Annotated in this window: 15 protein-coding genes; 4 read left to right on the top strand and 11 right to left on the bottom strand. The window is 65.5% G+C overall.

Features of this window, described 5'->3' with window-relative positions:
- Positions 1–15 precede the first annotated feature (15 nt).
- Positions 16–897, bottom strand: a complete 882-nt coding sequence (locus BMX57_RS07320; RefSeq protein WP_092364445.1) for a LysR family transcriptional regulator — start codon at positions 895–897, stop codon at positions 16–18.
- 98 nt (positions 898–995) lie between these two features.
- Here BMX57_RS07320 and BMX57_RS20650 point away from each other — a divergent pair, with 98 nt between their 5' ends.
- Positions 996–1,148 carry a hypothetical protein gene (locus tag BMX57_RS20650; protein WP_177175413.1) on the top strand — a complete coding sequence of 51 codons (153 nt, stop codon included), beginning with the start codon at positions 996–998 and terminating at the stop codon, positions 1,146–1,148.
- 226 nt (positions 1,149–1,374) lie between these two features.
- Here BMX57_RS20650 and ccoP read toward each other — a convergent pair whose 3' ends face one another.
- Genes ccoP through ccoN form a run of 4 tightly spaced genes read right to left on the bottom strand, consistent with a single transcriptional unit; the run spans position 1,375 to position 4,815 of the window.
- On the bottom strand, positions 1,375–2,244 hold the full coding sequence (ccoP, locus tag BMX57_RS07325; protein ID WP_092364448.1) for a cytochrome-c oxidase, cbb3-type subunit III: 870 nt from the start codon (positions 2,242–2,244) through the stop codon (positions 1,375–1,377).
- Entirely contained in the window at positions 2,241–2,453 is a 213-nt protein-coding gene (locus BMX57_RS07330) for a cbb3-type cytochrome c oxidase subunit 3 (protein ID WP_092364451.1), read from the bottom strand. The genes ccoP and BMX57_RS07330 overlap by 4 nt, the downstream gene beginning before the upstream one ends.
- An 11-nt stretch (positions 2,454–2,464) precedes the next feature.
- Positions 2,465–3,196 (bottom strand): cytochrome-c oxidase, cbb3-type subunit II, encoded by a 732-nt coding sequence (gene ccoO, locus BMX57_RS07335; protein WP_092364454.1) that lies wholly within the window; start codon positions 3,194–3,196, stop codon positions 2,465–2,467.
- A gap of 14 nt (positions 3,197–3,210) precedes the next feature.
- Positions 3,211–4,815 carry a cytochrome-c oxidase, cbb3-type subunit I gene (gene ccoN / locus BMX57_RS07340; protein ID WP_092365497.1) on the bottom strand — a complete coding sequence of 535 codons (1,605 nt, stop codon included), beginning with the start codon at positions 4,813–4,815 and terminating at the stop codon, positions 3,211–3,213.
- Between the two features lie 195 nt (positions 4,816–5,010).
- On the opposite strand from ccoN, the gene BMX57_RS07345 reads away from it, so the two are divergent.
- Positions 5,011–5,850: a universal stress protein gene (locus BMX57_RS07345; protein WP_092364457.1), complete on the top strand. Its 840-nt coding sequence runs from the start codon at positions 5,011–5,013 to the stop codon at positions 5,848–5,850.
- Positions 5,851–5,888: 38 nt separating this feature from the next.
- On the opposite strand, the gene BMX57_RS07350 is transcribed toward BMX57_RS07345, so the two are convergent.
- The 3 genes from BMX57_RS07350 to fnrL form a co-directional block, all read right to left on the bottom strand.
- Positions 5,889–6,143, bottom strand: coding sequence for a GlsB/YeaQ/YmgE family stress response membrane protein (locus BMX57_RS07350; protein WP_092364460.1), 255 nt, complete (start codon positions 6,141–6,143; stop codon positions 5,889–5,891).
- Positions 6,144–6,209: 66 nt separating this feature from the next.
- Positions 6,210–7,532 (bottom strand): serine hydroxymethyltransferase, encoded by a 1,323-nt coding sequence (locus tag BMX57_RS07355; RefSeq protein WP_092364463.1) that lies wholly within the window; start codon positions 7,530–7,532, stop codon positions 6,210–6,212.
- 80 nt (positions 7,533–7,612) lie between these two features.
- On the bottom strand, positions 7,613–8,356 hold the full coding sequence (fnrL, locus tag BMX57_RS07360) for a transcriptional regulator FnrL (protein ID WP_092365499.1): 744 nt from the start codon (positions 8,354–8,356) through the stop codon (positions 7,613–7,615).
- A gap of 62 nt (positions 8,357–8,418) precedes the next feature.
- Between fnrL and hemN the strand changes: the two genes are divergently transcribed.
- Positions 8,419–9,774 (top strand): oxygen-independent coproporphyrinogen III oxidase, encoded by a 1,356-nt coding sequence (hemN, locus tag BMX57_RS07365; RefSeq protein WP_092364466.1) that lies wholly within the window; start codon positions 8,419–8,421, stop codon positions 9,772–9,774.
- Between the two features lie 235 nt (positions 9,775–10,009).
- Entirely contained in the window at positions 10,010–11,938 is a 1,929-nt protein-coding gene (locus tag BMX57_RS07370) for an elongation factor G (RefSeq protein WP_092364469.1), read from the top strand.
- Positions 11,939–12,016: 78 nt separating this feature from the next.
- Here the strand turns inward: BMX57_RS07370 and BMX57_RS07375 are convergent, their stop codons facing one another.
- Genes BMX57_RS07375 through BMX57_RS07385 form a run of 3 tightly spaced genes read right to left on the bottom strand, consistent with a single transcriptional unit; the run spans position 12,017 to position 15,873 of the window.
- Positions 12,017–13,600: an ABC transporter ATP-binding protein gene (locus tag BMX57_RS07375; RefSeq protein WP_092364472.1), complete on the bottom strand. Its 1,584-nt coding sequence runs from the start codon at positions 13,598–13,600 to the stop codon at positions 12,017–12,019.
- Entirely contained in the window at positions 13,597–14,787 is a 1,191-nt protein-coding gene (locus BMX57_RS07380; RefSeq protein WP_092364475.1) for an ABC transporter permease, read from the bottom strand. The genes BMX57_RS07375 and BMX57_RS07380 overlap by 4 nt, the downstream gene beginning before the upstream one ends.
- The gene (locus tag BMX57_RS07385) at positions 14,788–15,873 is read right to left on the bottom strand and encodes a microcin C ABC transporter permease YejB (RefSeq protein ID WP_092364478.1); all 1,086 of its coding nucleotides are present in this window, start codon (positions 15,871–15,873) and stop codon (positions 14,788–14,790) included.
- Between the last annotated feature and the right edge of the window lie 3 nt (positions 15,874–15,876).

A 15,876-nucleotide genomic window follows, 5' to 3' on the forward strand; every position in this document is an offset into this window, starting at 1 on the left:
TTGCGTATTTAATACTCAGGTTTCGTCGCCGCCCGTGGCCTGTCGCCGCAGCCAGCGCCGGAAGTCGCGCAATGCCGGCCTGGATACGCCCGGCGCTGTTACGATGAAATACCCGTTTTCGGCGGAATCCTCGAAGAGCACGCGCAGGCGTCCGGCCCGCACGTCCTCCTGCACCCAGAGGCGCGCGGTCACCAGGATCCCCTGGCCGTTCCGGGCGGCGTCCAGCGCCAGGTTGCCCGGCAGGTACATCCCGCCACGATCCGGCGCCTCGACCCCGTGGCGGGTCAGCCAGACCGTGGCCTCGGTCGTGCCCAACTCCTGCAGCCAGGGAAAGCTGCGCAGCTGTTCCGGCTCGTCGATGACCGCATCTCCGATCAGCGACGGCGCGCCGACCACCGCCATGCCAGAGCGTTCAAGAAGCTCGGTTTCGAACCCGTCCCAGGTCCCGGCGCCATAGCGGATGGCCAGGTCCAGCCCGCCCGGCACGGGATCGTTCAGCGCCGGGTTCGGGTCGATCATCAGGTCGATCTCGGGATGCCGGGCGCGAAACTCCGGCACCCTGGGCATCAGCCAGTTCGCGGCAAAGGCTGGTGTGGTCGAAATGTGCAGCGGCCGCGCGGCCTCGGCCCCGGTCAGCTCGGACACCCGCTCGGCGATGCGCCCGAAGCCGTCGGTCAGGGCCTCGGACAGCCGGCGCCCCTCGGGCGTCAAGGTGGCGCTGCGGCCGGATCGGTCGAGCAGTGTGAGCCCCAAGTGATCCTCCAGCTTGCGGATCTGCTGGCTGATCGCGGGGTGGCTGACATTCAGCGCCTCGCCGGCCCGTTGCACCGACCCGGTGTCGACATAGGCGGCGAAGGCCCGAAGCGCCGAGAGCGGCGGCAGCTGCATCCAGTTCATATGTAAACCAAACTTACACGACAAAACCATTGCTGAGTCGCAATGTGCCGCCTTCTGCAACATATTACCAGCATTACAGCTAAGACCCGGAGGACATCATGTTCAATATTCTTGCAGATACCATCCGCACCGCAACCCTGACCGCGCCGCGCCGGGACATGCCGGAAGTGCCGCCGCGTCGCACGTTTCGCTGGTGGCGGCAGGACAAGGCCGCCAACCGTCCGGAGCTCACGCGGACATTTTCACGATGATCGACCCGATCATCCTTGCCCCCGACACCGCGCGGCGCAGTCCGGGACGGCCGTCCGCCACCCGATGGCCCTGGTCCGGACGCCGCTGGAGCAACGAAAAGGGCAGCCTCGACAAGAGACCACCCTTCTTTTGAAATCGGCACCGGCCATTCGGGAAACGCGCGAACAGAACGAATGACCGGCGCCGCGTCCCCGCGGGCCATGACCGGCCCGCGGGTATCCTGCACTACTCGCCGCCGCCCAACTGGTGGACATAGGCGGACACGGCGCGGATCTCGGCCTCGGTCAGGCGATCGTTCCACGGCGGCATCACGCCGAACCGGCTGTTGTGCACCGTCTCGACAAGCGTGTCGTAGTCGCCGCCATAGAGCCAGATCGCGTCGGCCAGATTCGGTGCACCCTGGCTGGTGTCGCCGCTGCCGTCTTCCATGTGGCAGGCCGCGCAATTGTCGGCATAGACCACCGATCCGGCCTCGACCTGCGATGCGTCCTGCGGCTCACCCGACAGGGACATCACGAAGTTGACGACCTGCCCGATCTCCTCGTCGGTCAGCAACTCGTCACGGCCAAAGGCCGGCATCTCGGAATAGCGCGCCTCGTCGCTGTCCTCGTTGCGGATCCCGTGGGCCACGGTGAAGTGGATCTCTTCCAGGCTGCCACCCCAGAGCCACGCGTCATCCAGCAGGTTGGGATAGCCCTTGGCCCCCGCCGCGCCCGAACCATGGCATTGCGCGCACCAGGTCTTGAACACCGCGGCGCCGGCCGACGTCGCATAGCCGGACAGCTCCGGATCCGACGGGATGCTGGCCAGCTCCGCTGCCTCCAGCTTGGCGTTCATTGGCGCGTTCGCCTCCTCGACCGCGGCGATGTCCTCGGCCACGTTGGCGCGGGTCGACCAGCCCAGGACTCCGGCCGTGGCCGAATTGATCAGCGGCCAGGCCGGATAGGCGATGGTATAGCCGATGCCCCAGATGATGGTGAGGTAGAACACCCAGACCCACCAGCGCGGCAAAGGGTTGTTGAATTCCTGGATCCCGTCCCAGCTGTGGCCGGTGGTTTCGGGATCACCCTTCTTGATTTCAGATTTCTTGGTCATTGCCGCGCCTCCTTGGATGTCGCGGGATTGTCGTTGCCCTCAGGGGGCGCGGGTGCATCCGAATGCCGGAACGGGATGTCGGCGCTGTCCCGATAGGTCTTGCCCGAACCCGGACGGAAGACCCAGATAACCACGCCGATGAAGAAGGCGAACAGGGCCAGCAGCATCCAACTGTCGGCGAATTGGCGCAGAAGCGTGTATTCTTCCATGTCGTCCTCCGTCAGCGGCTGGGAAGCGGGGTGAAGGTCGAGAAGTCGACCAGCGTACCCAGCATCTGCATGTAGGCGATCAGCGCGTCGGCCTCCGAGACCCCCGGCTGACCGTCGAAGTTGCGCACGTTCACGCTGTCCTCGCCATAGCGCTCCAGCAGCCCGTCATAGTCGCTGTCGGGATCGGCCTGAGCCGCGAAATCGGCCTGCGCGTTCTCGATCATCTCGTCGGTATAGGGAACGCCGACGATCCGGTTGGTGGCCATGATTTCGCCGATATACTCGCCGTCGATCATGGTGCGCTCGAGATAGCCGTATTTGGGCATCACCGATTCCGGCACCACCGCCTGCGGGTTGCGGAAGTGGTCGACATGCCACTCATCCGAATAGCGGCCGCCGACGCGGGCCAGGTCCGGCCCGGTCCGCTTTGACCCCCACTGGAACGGATGGTCATACATCGACTCCGCCGCCAGCGAGTAGTGCCCGTAGCGTTCGACCTCGTCCCGCATGGGACGGATCATCTGGCTGTGGCACACATAGCAGCCTTCGCGCAGATAGATCTCGCGCCCGGCCATCTCGAGAGGAGTGTAGGGGCGCATCCCCTCCACCTTCTCGATGGTGTTCTCCAGATAGAACAGGGGTGCGATCTGCACGATGCCGCCGATGGTCACGACCAGGAAGCTGAAGATCAGCAGGAGGGTCGCGTTGGTCTCGAGGATCTTGTGTTTGTCGAGAATTGCCATTGCACCGGCCCTCCTTATTCAGCCGGGACCGCGACGGACAGGCTGGCCTCTTTGGCCGGCGCCCGACGAACGGTCATCCACAGGTTGTAGCACATGATGATCGAGCCCAGCAGGAACAGGACCCCGCCCAGACCGCGCACCACGTACATCGGGAACTTGGCGGCCACGGTATCGGCGAACGAGTTCACCAGGAAACCGTTGGCATCCACCTCGCGCCACATCAGCCCTTCCATGATGCCGGTCACCCACATCGACGCGGCGTAGAGCACGATGCCGATCGTGGCCAGCCAGAAGTGCCAGGAAACCAGGCTGAGCGAGTAGAGACGCTCACGCTTCCACAGCACCGGCACAAGGAAATACAGGCAGCCGAAGGTGATCATGCCGTTCCAGCCCAGCGCGCCGGAATGCACGTGCCCGATGGTCCAGTCGGTGTAATGCGACAGCGAGTTGACTGCGCGGATCGACATCATCGGCCCCTCGAAGGTGGACATGCCGTAGAAGCCGACCGAGATCACCATCATGCGGATCACCGGGTCGGTGCGCAGCTTGTCCCAGGCACCGCTCAGCGTCATCAGGCCGTTGATCATGCCACCCCAGGACGGCATCCACAGCACGACCGAGAACACCATGCCCAGCGTCGAGGCCCAGTCGGGCAGCGCGGTATAGTGCAGGTGGTGCGGACCGGCCCAGATATAGATGAAGATCAGCGCCCAGAAGTGGATGATGCTGAGCTTGTAGCTGAAGACGGGACGTTCGGCCTGTTTCGGGATGAAGTAGTACATCATGCCCAGGAAGCCGGCGGTCAGGAAGAAGCCAACGGCGTTGTGGCCATACCACCACTGCACCATCGCGTCCTGCACGCCCGGCCACACGATCACCGATTTCGACCCCCAGATCGACACCGGAATGGTCAGGTTGTTGACCACGTGCAGCATCGCGACGGTCACGATGAACGAAAGGTAGAACCAGTTGGCCACGTAGATATGCGGCTCCTTGCGCTTGATGATCGTGCCCAGGAACACCGCCAGATAGGCGACCCACACGACCGTCAGCCACAGGTCCACATACCACTCGGGCTCGGCGTATTCCTTGGACTGGGTTCCGCCCAGCAGATAGCCGGTGGCCGCCAGTACGATGAAGAGCTGGTATCCCCAGAACACGAACCAGGCCAGGTTTCCGCCCCAGAGCCGCGCGGCGCTGGTGCGCTGGACAACGTAGAACGACGTGGCGATCAGCGCGTTGCCCCCGAAGGCGAAGATCACCGCCGAAGTGTGCAGCGGGCGTAACCGGCCGAAATTGGCATAACCCTGCGCCCATTCGAAATTCAGGCCGGGAAAGGCAAGCTGAAATGCGATGAAGACCCCGGCGAGGAACCCGACCACACCCCAGAGCGCGGTGGCGATCACGCCGTAGCGCACCACACCGTCCATGTATTCACCGGAATGGTCGGCCGGTGCCGGCTCGTCGGTCCGGCGCAAGGTCCAGATGAAAAGCCCACCCGATACAAGCAATATGATGATCGCATGCACCATGTAAGCTATATCCCGCGCGTAATTGATCGCCATCATCGAGAAGAGGGCGACCAGACCAAGCGCAATAAGCTTGATGTAATTCGACATTTTGCGTCCCTTTGCCATGCCGCGCGCGGTTCTTCCGCGCCGCGCGCGACGGAGTTGACTGTCCGCCTTGATGTAGAAACCCCCCGGGCGCCGCCTTGATCTGCATCAAGACAATCCGGCGTTTTCTGTGACACGCAGAAGGGCATAGCCACTCAATGCGGAGTCGCCGCGCTCCGCGCGTTCCAAGAGGTTCGAATGCCCTACAAGTCCCTGATGACAGTTCTGACCGATGTCGAACAGGCGCGCCCCGTCCTGGACCAGCTAATCGCCCTGGCCGAGGCTCAGGACGCCCATGCCGACGCGCTGTGCCTGGGTGTGGATCGCACCCAGACCGGTTATTACTATGCTGGCGCCAATGCGATGATCCTGCAGGAAACGCTGACCCGGGCCACGGCCGAGGCGGCCGACACGCTGGCCTTCGCGCGGGACTATCTCGGCAAGTCCGGGATCCGTTGGTCGGCCGAGGACGGCGTGGCGCAGATCGCGGATCTGGGCCGCCATGTCGCGCATCGCGCGCGGTTCTCCGACCTGGTGGTGCTGCCCAAGCCCTATGGCGAGGACCGTGGCGCCGAGGCGGAACCGATCGTCGAGGCGGCCCTGTTCGAAGGCCATGCGCCGGTCCTTGTGGTGCCTGACGCGGCCAAGCCGATGGGCAAGCCGGGCACCGTCAACATTGGCTGGAACGAAAGCGTGGAGGCGATGCGTTCGATCCGCCTGGCCATGCCGTTCCTGCGCGAGGCGGATGTGGTGCGGATCGTGGTGATCGACCCGCCCAAGCACGGCCCCGACCGCTCGGATCCGGGCGGCCTGTTGTCGCAAATGCTGTCACGGCACGGGGTGAAATGCGAAATCGACGTTCTGAGCAAGACGATGACGCGGGTTTCGGACATCCTGAACCGCCACGCCACCGACACCGCCGCCGACCTTCTGGTGATGGGGGCCTATGGCCATTCGCGGTTCCGCGAGGCCATCCTGGGCGGCGCCACCCGCAACATGCTGGAACAGGCGGCGATCCCGGTCTTCATGGCGCACTGAATGCTGTGCCCTCCGGCCCTGCCGCCGCGGGGCCGGCCCTATCCCTTGCGGATCAGGCCGATCAGGAACAGCAGGATCACCGCGCCGATCGTGGCATGCAGGATCGAGGCGATGACCCCGCCGCCGACGGCGAAACCCAGCGCCGGAAAGATCAGCCCGGCCAGGAACGCGCCGACGATCCCGACGATGATGTTGCCGATCAGGCCAAAGCCACGCCCCTTCATCAGCTTGCCGGACAGCCACCCGGCGACGGCCCCGATGATGAGCATGGCGATCAGGCTGTCGAACTGCATATTGTCTTCCTCACCAGGTGCTTGACCGCCACTTTCGCAGCCGTTCCCGACACTGGCAAGGCCGGATCAGAGCCGCATGTAGTGCAGGCCGCGGAAACCCGCCCGAAGCGCGCGCGTACGCGCCGCGACCCCCTCAGGGTCCGGGCTGCGCAACCCCTCGGCGACCAGATCCGCCAGCCGGTCGGCATCGGCCGGCGTGACGCCCCGGCGCACGAGTTCCGGCGTGCCGAAACGCAGGCCGTTCATGTCGCCCGTCACCGGTTCGATCGGCAGGCCGATTCCGCTGGCCAGAAAGCCGGCGGCCCGCAGCCGCTTGGCCGCGGCCTGCCCGCCACCGAACTCGGCTGCCTCCAGCGCGAACTGATGCGAGCTTGTCCGCTGGTCTCCTGCCGTGAAAACCGGCAGCCCCGCCGCACGCATCCGCTCGGCCAGCGCAACCGCGAGATCCACCATCGCCTGTGCGTAGTCACGGCCATGCTCGACCCAGTCCAGCAGCGACAGTGCAAGCGCGGCCGATTTCCCCGCATCGAAATTCGCGGTCAGGCCGGGAAAGGCGATGGCGTCCAGCCGCTCCGCGATCTCGGCCTCGTTGGTCACGATCAGGCCTCCGGCCGGGCCGCCGAGGCTCTTGTAGGTGCTCATGGTCATCATGTGCGCGCCCTCGGCCAGCGGGTCGGGCCAAACCTCGCCGGCGATGAGACCGCATTGATGCGCCGCGTCGAACAGCACCCTCGCCCCCACCTCGTCGGCGATGGCGCGTACATCGGCCACCGGATGCGGCACGAGGTTGAGCGAGCCGCCCACGGTGATGAGCGCCGGGCGCACTTCTCGCGCCAGTTTCCGCAATCCCCGAAGGTCGAGGCCATAGCTGCCGGCATCGACCGGTGCCTCGTGGATACGCAGCCCGAACAACCCGGCGCAGCCCGCGTCGTGATGGGTGACATGGCCGCCGATGCTGGCCGGCGGCACGATGATCGCGTCACCCGGCCGGGTCAGTGCCATGAACCCGTAGAGGTTGGACAGCGCCCCGGATCCGACCCGGATCTCGGCATGGCGCGCGCGGAAGACGCGGGCGGCAAGTTCCGCCGCGATCACCTCGATCTCCTCGATCGCCTCCAGCCCCATCTCGTATTTGTCGCCCGGATAGCCCAGCGACGGCCGGCTGCCCAGCCCCGCGGCCAGCGCCGCCTCGGCACGCGGGTTCATCACGTTGGTCGCCGGGTTGAGGTTGAAACACTCCTCGTCATGGATCTGCCGGTTGCGCTCGATCAGCGCAGCGATCCGCTGATCGACGGCCTCGGGCGGCATTGCCGCCGTTGCCGCGGCAATGTCCTGCACACGGGTTTCGCAATGGGCGGGAACCCAGGGGCGTGGGGCGAGCTGTGGCATCTCGATCTCCTGTCGTTTCCGGCAGGATGGGACGCGCTCGACCTCAGCGCAATTCGGTTTTCCGGAGGATCGGGCGGTTCCTAGACCAGGAAACCGCCGTCGCTGTCATCTCCGGCCTCTTCCATCAGCCGGCTCATGTCGGGGATGGTGACGTGGCGTTTGCCTTCCAGCAGGATCACCCCGTCCCGCTTGAGCGCCGACATCTGCCGGCTGACCGTTTCCAGCGTCAGGCCCAGGTAATCCGCCATCGCCTCGCGGGTCAGGGGCAGGTCGAACACCATCCGCTCGCTGGCTTTGCCCTGCCCCAGCGAGGCGTCGCGCCGGGCGATGATCGACAGCAGGCTTGCGATTTTCTCGCGCGCGGTCTTGCGGCCCAGGACCAGCATCCACTCGCGCGCGGCGTCCAGTTCGTCCAGCGTCATCTCGAGCAGGCGGTGGGCGATATGCGGGGTCCGCACCATCACTTCCTCGAACGGTTTCTTGCGGAAACAGCACATCACCAGATCGGTGGTCGCAACCACGTCATAGGCCGCGCCGTCGCGCCCGGGGCGCCCGACGAAATCCGACGGCAGAAGCAGGCCGACCATCTGTGTGCGGCCATCCTCCATCGTCTGCGCCAGCGTCGCGATGCCGGACACGACCGACCCCACGAAGTTCATCCGGTCGCCTGACCAGATGATCGTCTGCCCGGCCTCGAAGCTTCGGTAATACTTGATCTCCTCCAGCTCGGCCAACTCGTCCGCCTCGCAGCGGGCGCAGACGGCCCGGTGCCGAATCGGGCAGTCGGAACAGTTCGAATGCAGTGTTGGGCTCGGCGCTGACATGAAGAAAATCCACTTGATCTGAGTCAAGGATGCGGGTTGCGACTCTGCCTAAACCTAGAGGCATGGTAACGAAATCTCAATTGTCCCGGCTCGGACTTTTTGACGCGAAAGTCCCCCGCTACACCAGCTACCCGACCGCGCCCCACTTCAGCAATGACGTGGGGCCCGATCTGTTCGGGGATTGGATCGCGCAAATCGCCCCCGGCAGCGCCGTGTCGCTGTATATCCATGTGCCCTTTTGCCGGCGGCTGTGCTGGTTCTGCGCCTGCCGGACGCAGGGCACCCAGACCGACGGTCCGGTGGCGGCCTATCTGGAAACGCTCAAGTCCGAACTGGCACTGCTCAAGGACCGGCTGCCCGAGGGTGTCACTCTGTCGCGGCTGCACTGGGGCGGCGGCACGCCGACCCTGCTGAACCCGGCGATGATGACCGAGCTGGCCGAGACCATCTTCGACGTGGTGCCGATGGGCGATAATGCCGAGTTCTCGGTCGAGATCGACCCCAACGAGATCGACGGCGCGCGCCTTGACGCGCTGGCCGCCGCAGGCATGAACCGCGCCTCGATCGGGGTGCAGGATTTCGACGACGAGATCCAGAAGACGATCGGCCGGGTCCAGAGCTATGACGTGACCCGCGACGCGGTGGACATGATCCGCGCCCGCGGCATCGCCAGCCTGAATGCCGATATCCTTTATGGCCTGCCGCATCAGACCAGGGCGCGGATGACCGAAAGCGTCCAGAAGCTCCTGTCGCTCAACCCCGACCGGGTCGCGCTTTACGGCTATGCCCATGTGCCCTGGATGGCCAAGCGGCAGCAGCTGATCCCGTCGGATGCCCTGCCGACGCCCGAGCAACGGCTCGACCTGTTCGACACCGCCCGCCGCCTGTTCCTGTGGGACAACTATGCCGAGATCGGCATCGACCATTTCGCGACGCAGGATGACGGTCTGACCCAGGCGCTGCGGACCGGCAAGCTCAAGCGGAACTTCCAGGGCTATACCGACGATCAGGCCGATGTCCTGATCGGGGTCGGCGCCTCGTCGATCTCGCGTTTTCCGCAAGGCTACGCCCAGAATGCCCCGGCGACCTCGGTGCACACCAAGGCCATCCGCGAGGGTCGGTTTTCGACCTCACGAGGACACAGGTTCAAGGGCCAGGATATCCTGCGCTCGCGCCTGATCGAGGCCCTGATGTGCGACTTCCGCATCGACAGCGCCGAGATCCTGGAGAACCACGCCGTGTCGCGCGCCGAGCTGGAGGCGATGTATGCCCGTGCGGACCAGGCCTTTGACGGGTTGTTGCAGATCACCGGGGACGGGCTGTTCATCCCGCAGGAGGCGCGCCCGCTCACCCGGATGATCGCGCGGATCTTCGACGCCTACGACCTGAGCAAGGCCGGACACTCTTCGGCGATCTGAGACCGGCCGCGCCGCTCCGGGGCAAAGGACTTGACGCGGGGCGGCCCGATTTCCCACACTCATTCGTGAGACGCGCGGGTTAGAAGATGGTCCCGCCATCCGGGCCCCCGGCCGCGCCCGCGCGTGGGAGGCAGGCCAGACAGAAGACCGGACCAGTGCGAGCGCCGTGCCGTTCGTCCGATTCCTGATCGTGCAGCAGACAGAGTTTTTGCAGCAACCCAGAGGGAATCGAGCCATGCGCGTCTTTACAGTCCTAGGTCCCACCCAGTCCGGCAAATCCACGCTCGTCGAGGCGATCGCCCGCCTCGACGGGCGGCCCACGACATTCGATATCGGCGGAACCGTGCACCTGCACGGGTTCGACTATCTGGGCGAGCCCTGGTGCGCGATCGACGTGGACGGCGGCGGCGACTGCCTGGCCCAGGTCGGCCCCGCGATGGCCATTTCCGACGCCGCCGTGGTTGTCGTGCCGCCCGATCCCGAGGCGGCGGTGCTGAGCGCGCCCTATCTGCGCCTCGTGGAAGAGGCCGGCATCCCCTGCTTCCTCTTCATCAACCGCATGGACAGCCCCAACGGCCGCATCCGCGACATTATCGCATCGCTGCAAAGCTATTGCAGCCATCACATCACCCTGCGCCAGGTGCCGATCCGCGAGGGCGAGCAGATCGTGGGCGCCGTCGACCTGATCTCGGAGCGGGCCTGGAAATACCAGGATGGCCAGCCCTCGGCCCTGATCGAACTGCCTGCATCGGCGCAGGATCGCGAACAAGAGGCGCGCACCGAGCTTCTCGAAACCCTCTCGGATTTCGACGACAACCTTCTGGAGCAGCTGATCGAGGACAAGCAGCCGCCCTCCTCGGAGCTTTACGACCTGGCCGCGCAAGTGCTGCAGCATCACCAGCTGATCCCGGCCTGCCTGGGCGCGGCAAGCCACGGCAACGGGCTGACCCGGCTGATGAAGGCGCTGCGCCACGAGGCGCCGGAATTCAGTATTGCCGCCGACCGCGACATGGCCGATGACGCCGCCCGCGCGATCACCGGCTTTGCCGACGTGAAAAAGCACATCGGCAAGATCACCGTCCTGCGCGGACTGGGCGCGGGGGTTGTCGCGCATGAGCCGCTGGCCGGCGAGACCGTCGGCAGCCTGACGGCACTGGACGCGAAAACGCAGATCCCGTCGCTCGAGGCCGGGCAGATCGGGCTGGCGGTCAAGTCCGACCACCTGAAACCCGGGCTGATCTGCGAGAGCAGCAGCGCCAGCGAGTTGCCGGAATGGGCGCAGGCCCGCCCGCCCAGTCATCGACAGCTTGTCACGCCGCTGCACGAACGCGACGACGTGCGGCTCTCGAACGCGCTGTCACGTCTGGCCGAGATCGACCCCGGCCTGACCCTGTCGCAGGACGAGGCCACGGGCCACGCCGTTCTGGGCAGCCAGGGACCGCAGCACATGCGCCGGGTTGCCGCGAAGCTGGCCGAGGATTTCGGGATCGAGATCGAGACCGGACCGGTCGAGACCGCCTATCGCGAGACGATCCAGAAAACGGTCGAGCATCACCACCGCCACCGCAAGCAATCCGGCGGCGCGGGCCAGTTCGCGGACGTTCTCGTCAAGATGCAGCCAATGCCACGCGGCGCCGGTTTCCAGTTTGACGAGACGGTCAAGGGCGGTGCGGTGCCGCGCAACTACATCCCCGCCGTCGCCAACGGTGCCGAGGAGGCGTTGGCGGAAGGGCCCGAAGGGTTCCCGGTCGTCGACGTGAAGGTGACATTGCTGGACGGCAAGCATCACAACGTCGACAGCTCCGACTTCGCTTTCCGCACGGCGGGCAAGGCTGCGGTGCGCGAGGCGCTGCCGACGGCCAAGCCGGTGGTGCTTCAGCCGATCCTCAGGGCCGAAATCCACGTGCCTTCGGCCTTTGTCGGCGACCTGGTTCCCACGATCAGCACGCTGCAGGGGCAGGTGCTTGGATTCGAGAACAACCCGGACGCGCCGGGCTGGGAGATCTTCAACGCCCTGCTGCCGGCGGTGGCCGAGGACGAGCTGCACCGCAGCCTGGCCAGCATTTCGCGCGGCACCGGCTGGGTGCGGCTGAACTTCGATCACTACGAGGAGTTGCGGGGCCCCTCGCCCAAGGCCGCGCGCGAAAAGGTCGCCACCGCCTGACGCCCGGTCCGACCCAAGAGCGCCCCGCGCCCCGGGCTTGACCCGGGGCCTCCGGCGGCGCGCCCGGCCGGAGGTATCTCAGCCCGCGGCCGCGATCAGCGTTCGGGTATAATCCGTGCGCGCGTTTCGAAACAGGTCCTCGGCGGCGCCGGTTTCCACGACGTCGCCCTGTTTCATCACCACGATCTGGTGCGACATCGCGCGCACCACCCGGAGGTCATGGCTGATGAACAGATAGGCCAGCCCGTATTTGCGTTGCAGGTTGCGCAGCAGGTCGACGATCTGCACCTGCACCGTCATGTCCAGCGCGCTGGTGGGTTCGTCCAGCACCAGCAGCTTGGGCCGCAACACCATCGCGCGGGCAATCGCGATGCGCTGGCGCTGGCCGCCCGAGAACTCGTGCGGATAGCGGTCCATCATCGCCGGGTCCAGCCCGACCTCACCCATGACCTCGGCCACCAGTTCGCGCGGCTTGCGGTGCGGGTCCACCTTGTGGATCGCAAGCCCCTCCGAGATGATCTGGGCGCAGGTCATGCGCGGGCTCAGGCTGCCGAACGGATCCTGGAACACGATCTGCATGTCCTTGCGCAGCCGCCGCAACTCGCGCGTGGACCATTTGCGGACGTCGCGCCCGCGAAAGGTGATGCCGCCCTCGGACCCGATCAGCCGCATCAGCGCCAGTGCCAGCGTGGTCTTGCCCGACCCGCTCTCGCCGACGATGCCCAGGGTCTCGCCGGCGCGCAGGTCGATGCTCGCGTCGTTCACCGCCTTGATGTGGCCGACGGTGCGCTTGAGCAGCCCCCGGTGGATCGGGAACCAGACCTTGAGATGGTCGGTGCTGACGATCGCCTCCGCCCCTTCCGGCACCGGATCGGGCGAGCCCGAAGGTTCGGCCCCCAGCAGCTTCTTCGTATAGGGATGCTCGGGGTGATCGAAGACCTTCGCGGTCGCACCGGACTCGACGATCTCGCCATCCTTCATCACGCAGACCCGGTCGGCGATTCGCCGCACGATGCCCAGGTCGTGGGTGATGAACAGCATCCCCATGTTCTCGGATTTCTGCAGTTCGGCCAACAGTTCCAGAATCTGCGCCTGGATGGTCACGTCCAGCGCGGTCGTCGGCTCGTCGGCGATCAGGATGTCGGGCTTGTTGGCCAGCGCCATGGCGATCATCACCCGCTGGCGCTGTCCGCCGCTGAGCTGATGCGGATAGGCATCGAGCCGCTCCTCGGGATCGCGGATGCCCACCCGGTCCAGCAGTTCGACGATCCGCGGACGGGCCGCCTTGCCCGCCAGCCCCTGGTGCAGCGCCAGGCTCTCCGCCATCTGCTTCTCGATCGTGTGCAACGGGTTGAGCGAGGTCATCGGCTCCTGAAAGATGAAGCTGATATCGTTGCCGCGCACGTCCATCAGCCGCTGCTCCGACGCGCCGATCATTTCCTGGCCGTCATAGGTGACCGATCCGCGGACGCTTGCGCTGTCGCCCAGAAGCGACACGGTGGAAAGCGCCGTGACCGACTTCCCCGACCCCGACTCGCCCACAAGCGCGACGGTCTCGCCCCGGTTCACGGCAAAAGAGACGCCGCGCACCGCGCGGGTCGTCGCCCCGTCCTGCGTGAATGACACGTGGAGGTCGCGGACCTCGAGAACCGGACCGCTCATCGCATGTCTCCCGCATCGTCGGAGGATACCGCGTCCATGACAATCACATGGTCCGCCGCCTTGTCGGGCATCGGCGCACCGCCGCTGAACGTCTTGCGCGGGTCGAACGCATCCCGCACCCCCTCAAAGATGAACACCAGCAGCGACAGCATGATCGCGAAGGTCAGGAACGCGGTGAAGGCCAGCCACGGCGCCTGCAGGTTCTGCTTGGCCTGCAGGGTCAACTCGCCCAGCGAGGGCGCCGAAGACGGCAGGCCGAAACCGAGGAAGTCCAGCGAAGCCAGCCCGCCGATGGTTCCGGTGACGATGAAGGGCAGCATGGTCAGCGTCGCAACCATCGCGTTTGGCAGCATGTGGCGGAACATGATCGTCATGTTGCCGACCCCCAGCGCCTTGGCCGCCCGCACATATTCCAGGTTGCGCGCCCGCAGGAACTCGGCCCGCACCACGCCGACCAGCGCGGTCCAGGAGAACAGGATCATCAGGCCCACAAGGAGCCAGAAACCCCGCCCCAGGATCGCGAACATGATGATGATCACATAGAGCGACGGCGTGGCCGACCAGATCTCGATGATGCGCTGAAAGATCAGGTCCAGCCAGCCGCCGAAGAAGCCCTGGATCGCCCCCGCGAAGATCCCCACCAGGCTGGCGATGGTGGTCACGACCAGGGTGAAGACGATCGACAGGCGAAAGCCGTAGATCACCCGGGCCAGCACGTCGCGCTTGGTGTCGTCGGTGCCCAGCCAGTTCTGCTCGTTGGGTGGCAGCGGGGCCGCACCGGGGCGGTCGACCGGGGTGTCATAGCTGTAGCGGATCGGCGGCCAGATCATCCAGCCCTTGGCAAATTCCGCGTCCTCGACCGTTCCGGCCGCAGCCGCCTCGATCAGCTCTTCGGGCGTGTCGAAACAGGCGTCCAGCCCGCCGGTCGCGATCAGGCAGCGCACCTCGACATCGCGATAGGCGGCCTCGGTCTGGAAATCGCCGCCGAAATCCGTCTCGGCGTAGAAATTGAAGATCGGCGTGAAGTACTCGCCGCGATAGTTCACCAGGATCGGCTTGTCGTTGGCCAGGAACTCGGCAAAGAGCGACAGGCCGAACAGGATCGAGAACAGGATCAGCGACCAGAACGCCCGGCCGTTGCGTCGGAAGTTCCGCCACCGGCGCGCATTGAGCGGAGAGAGCGCCATCTACCCCTCCCTCTTTTCGAAATCGATGCGCGGGTCGACGAACACATACATCAGGTCGCTCAGGATGCCCACGACCAGGCTCATCAGGCCGAAGATGAACAGCGTGCCGAAGATCACCGGATAGTCGCGCGCCACCGCCGCCTCGAAGCCCAGCCGGCCCAGCCCGTCCAGCGAAAAGATCGTCTCGATGATGATCGAGCCCGAGAAGAACACGCCGATGAACACCGCCGGGAACCCGGCGATCACGATCAGCATCGCGTTGCGGAAGACATGGCCGTAAAGGACCCGTTTTTCACTCAGCCCCTTGGCGCGGGCGGTCATGACATAGTGTTTCTTGATCTCGTCCAGAAAGCTGTTCTTGGTCAGCAGCGTCAGCGTGGCGAAGGCCGAGATGGTCGAGGCCAGGACCGGCAGGGTGATGTGCCAGAAGTAATCCGCGATCTTGCCGCCCAGGCCGAGGCTTTCCCAGTTGTCCGAGGTCAGCCCGCGCAGCGGAAAGATCTGCCAATAGGAGCCGCCGGCGAACAGCACCAGCAGCAGGATGGCGAAAAGGAACCCCGGGATCGCATAGGCCACGATGATCGCCCCGCTGGTCCAGGTGTCGAAGGTGGACCCGTCCTTGACCGCCTTGCGGATGCCCAGCGGGATCGACACCAGGTAGGCGATTATGGTCGACCACAGCCCGAGCGAAATCGACACGGGCATCTTTTCCAGCACCAGGTCGGTCACGTCGATCGAGCGGAAATAGCTCTCGCCGAAATCCAGCGTCAGGTAGTTGCCCAACATGTTCAGGAACCGCTCCAGCGGCGGCTTGTCGAAGCCGAATTCCTTTTCCAACTGCTCGATGAATTCCTTGGGCAGACCGCGCGCGCCAATATATTCGCTGTCCGATCCGAATGTCTCCTCAACGGGCGCGGCGTCGCCGCCGGCAAAGCCGCCGAACACGTCGCCCTCGCCCTGTACCTGGGCCAGGATCTGCTCGATCGGGCCGCCGGGCACGAATTGCACCAGCGTGAAATTGAGGATCATGATGCCGAGCAGCGTCGGGATCACCAGCAGCAATCTGCGAAGGATATAGGCGCCCAAGGG

Source organism: Cribrihabitans marinus (genome assembly GCF_900109035.1).
Classification (GTDB): domain Bacteria; phylum Pseudomonadota; class Alphaproteobacteria; order Rhodobacterales; family Rhodobacteraceae; genus Cribrihabitans; species Cribrihabitans marinus.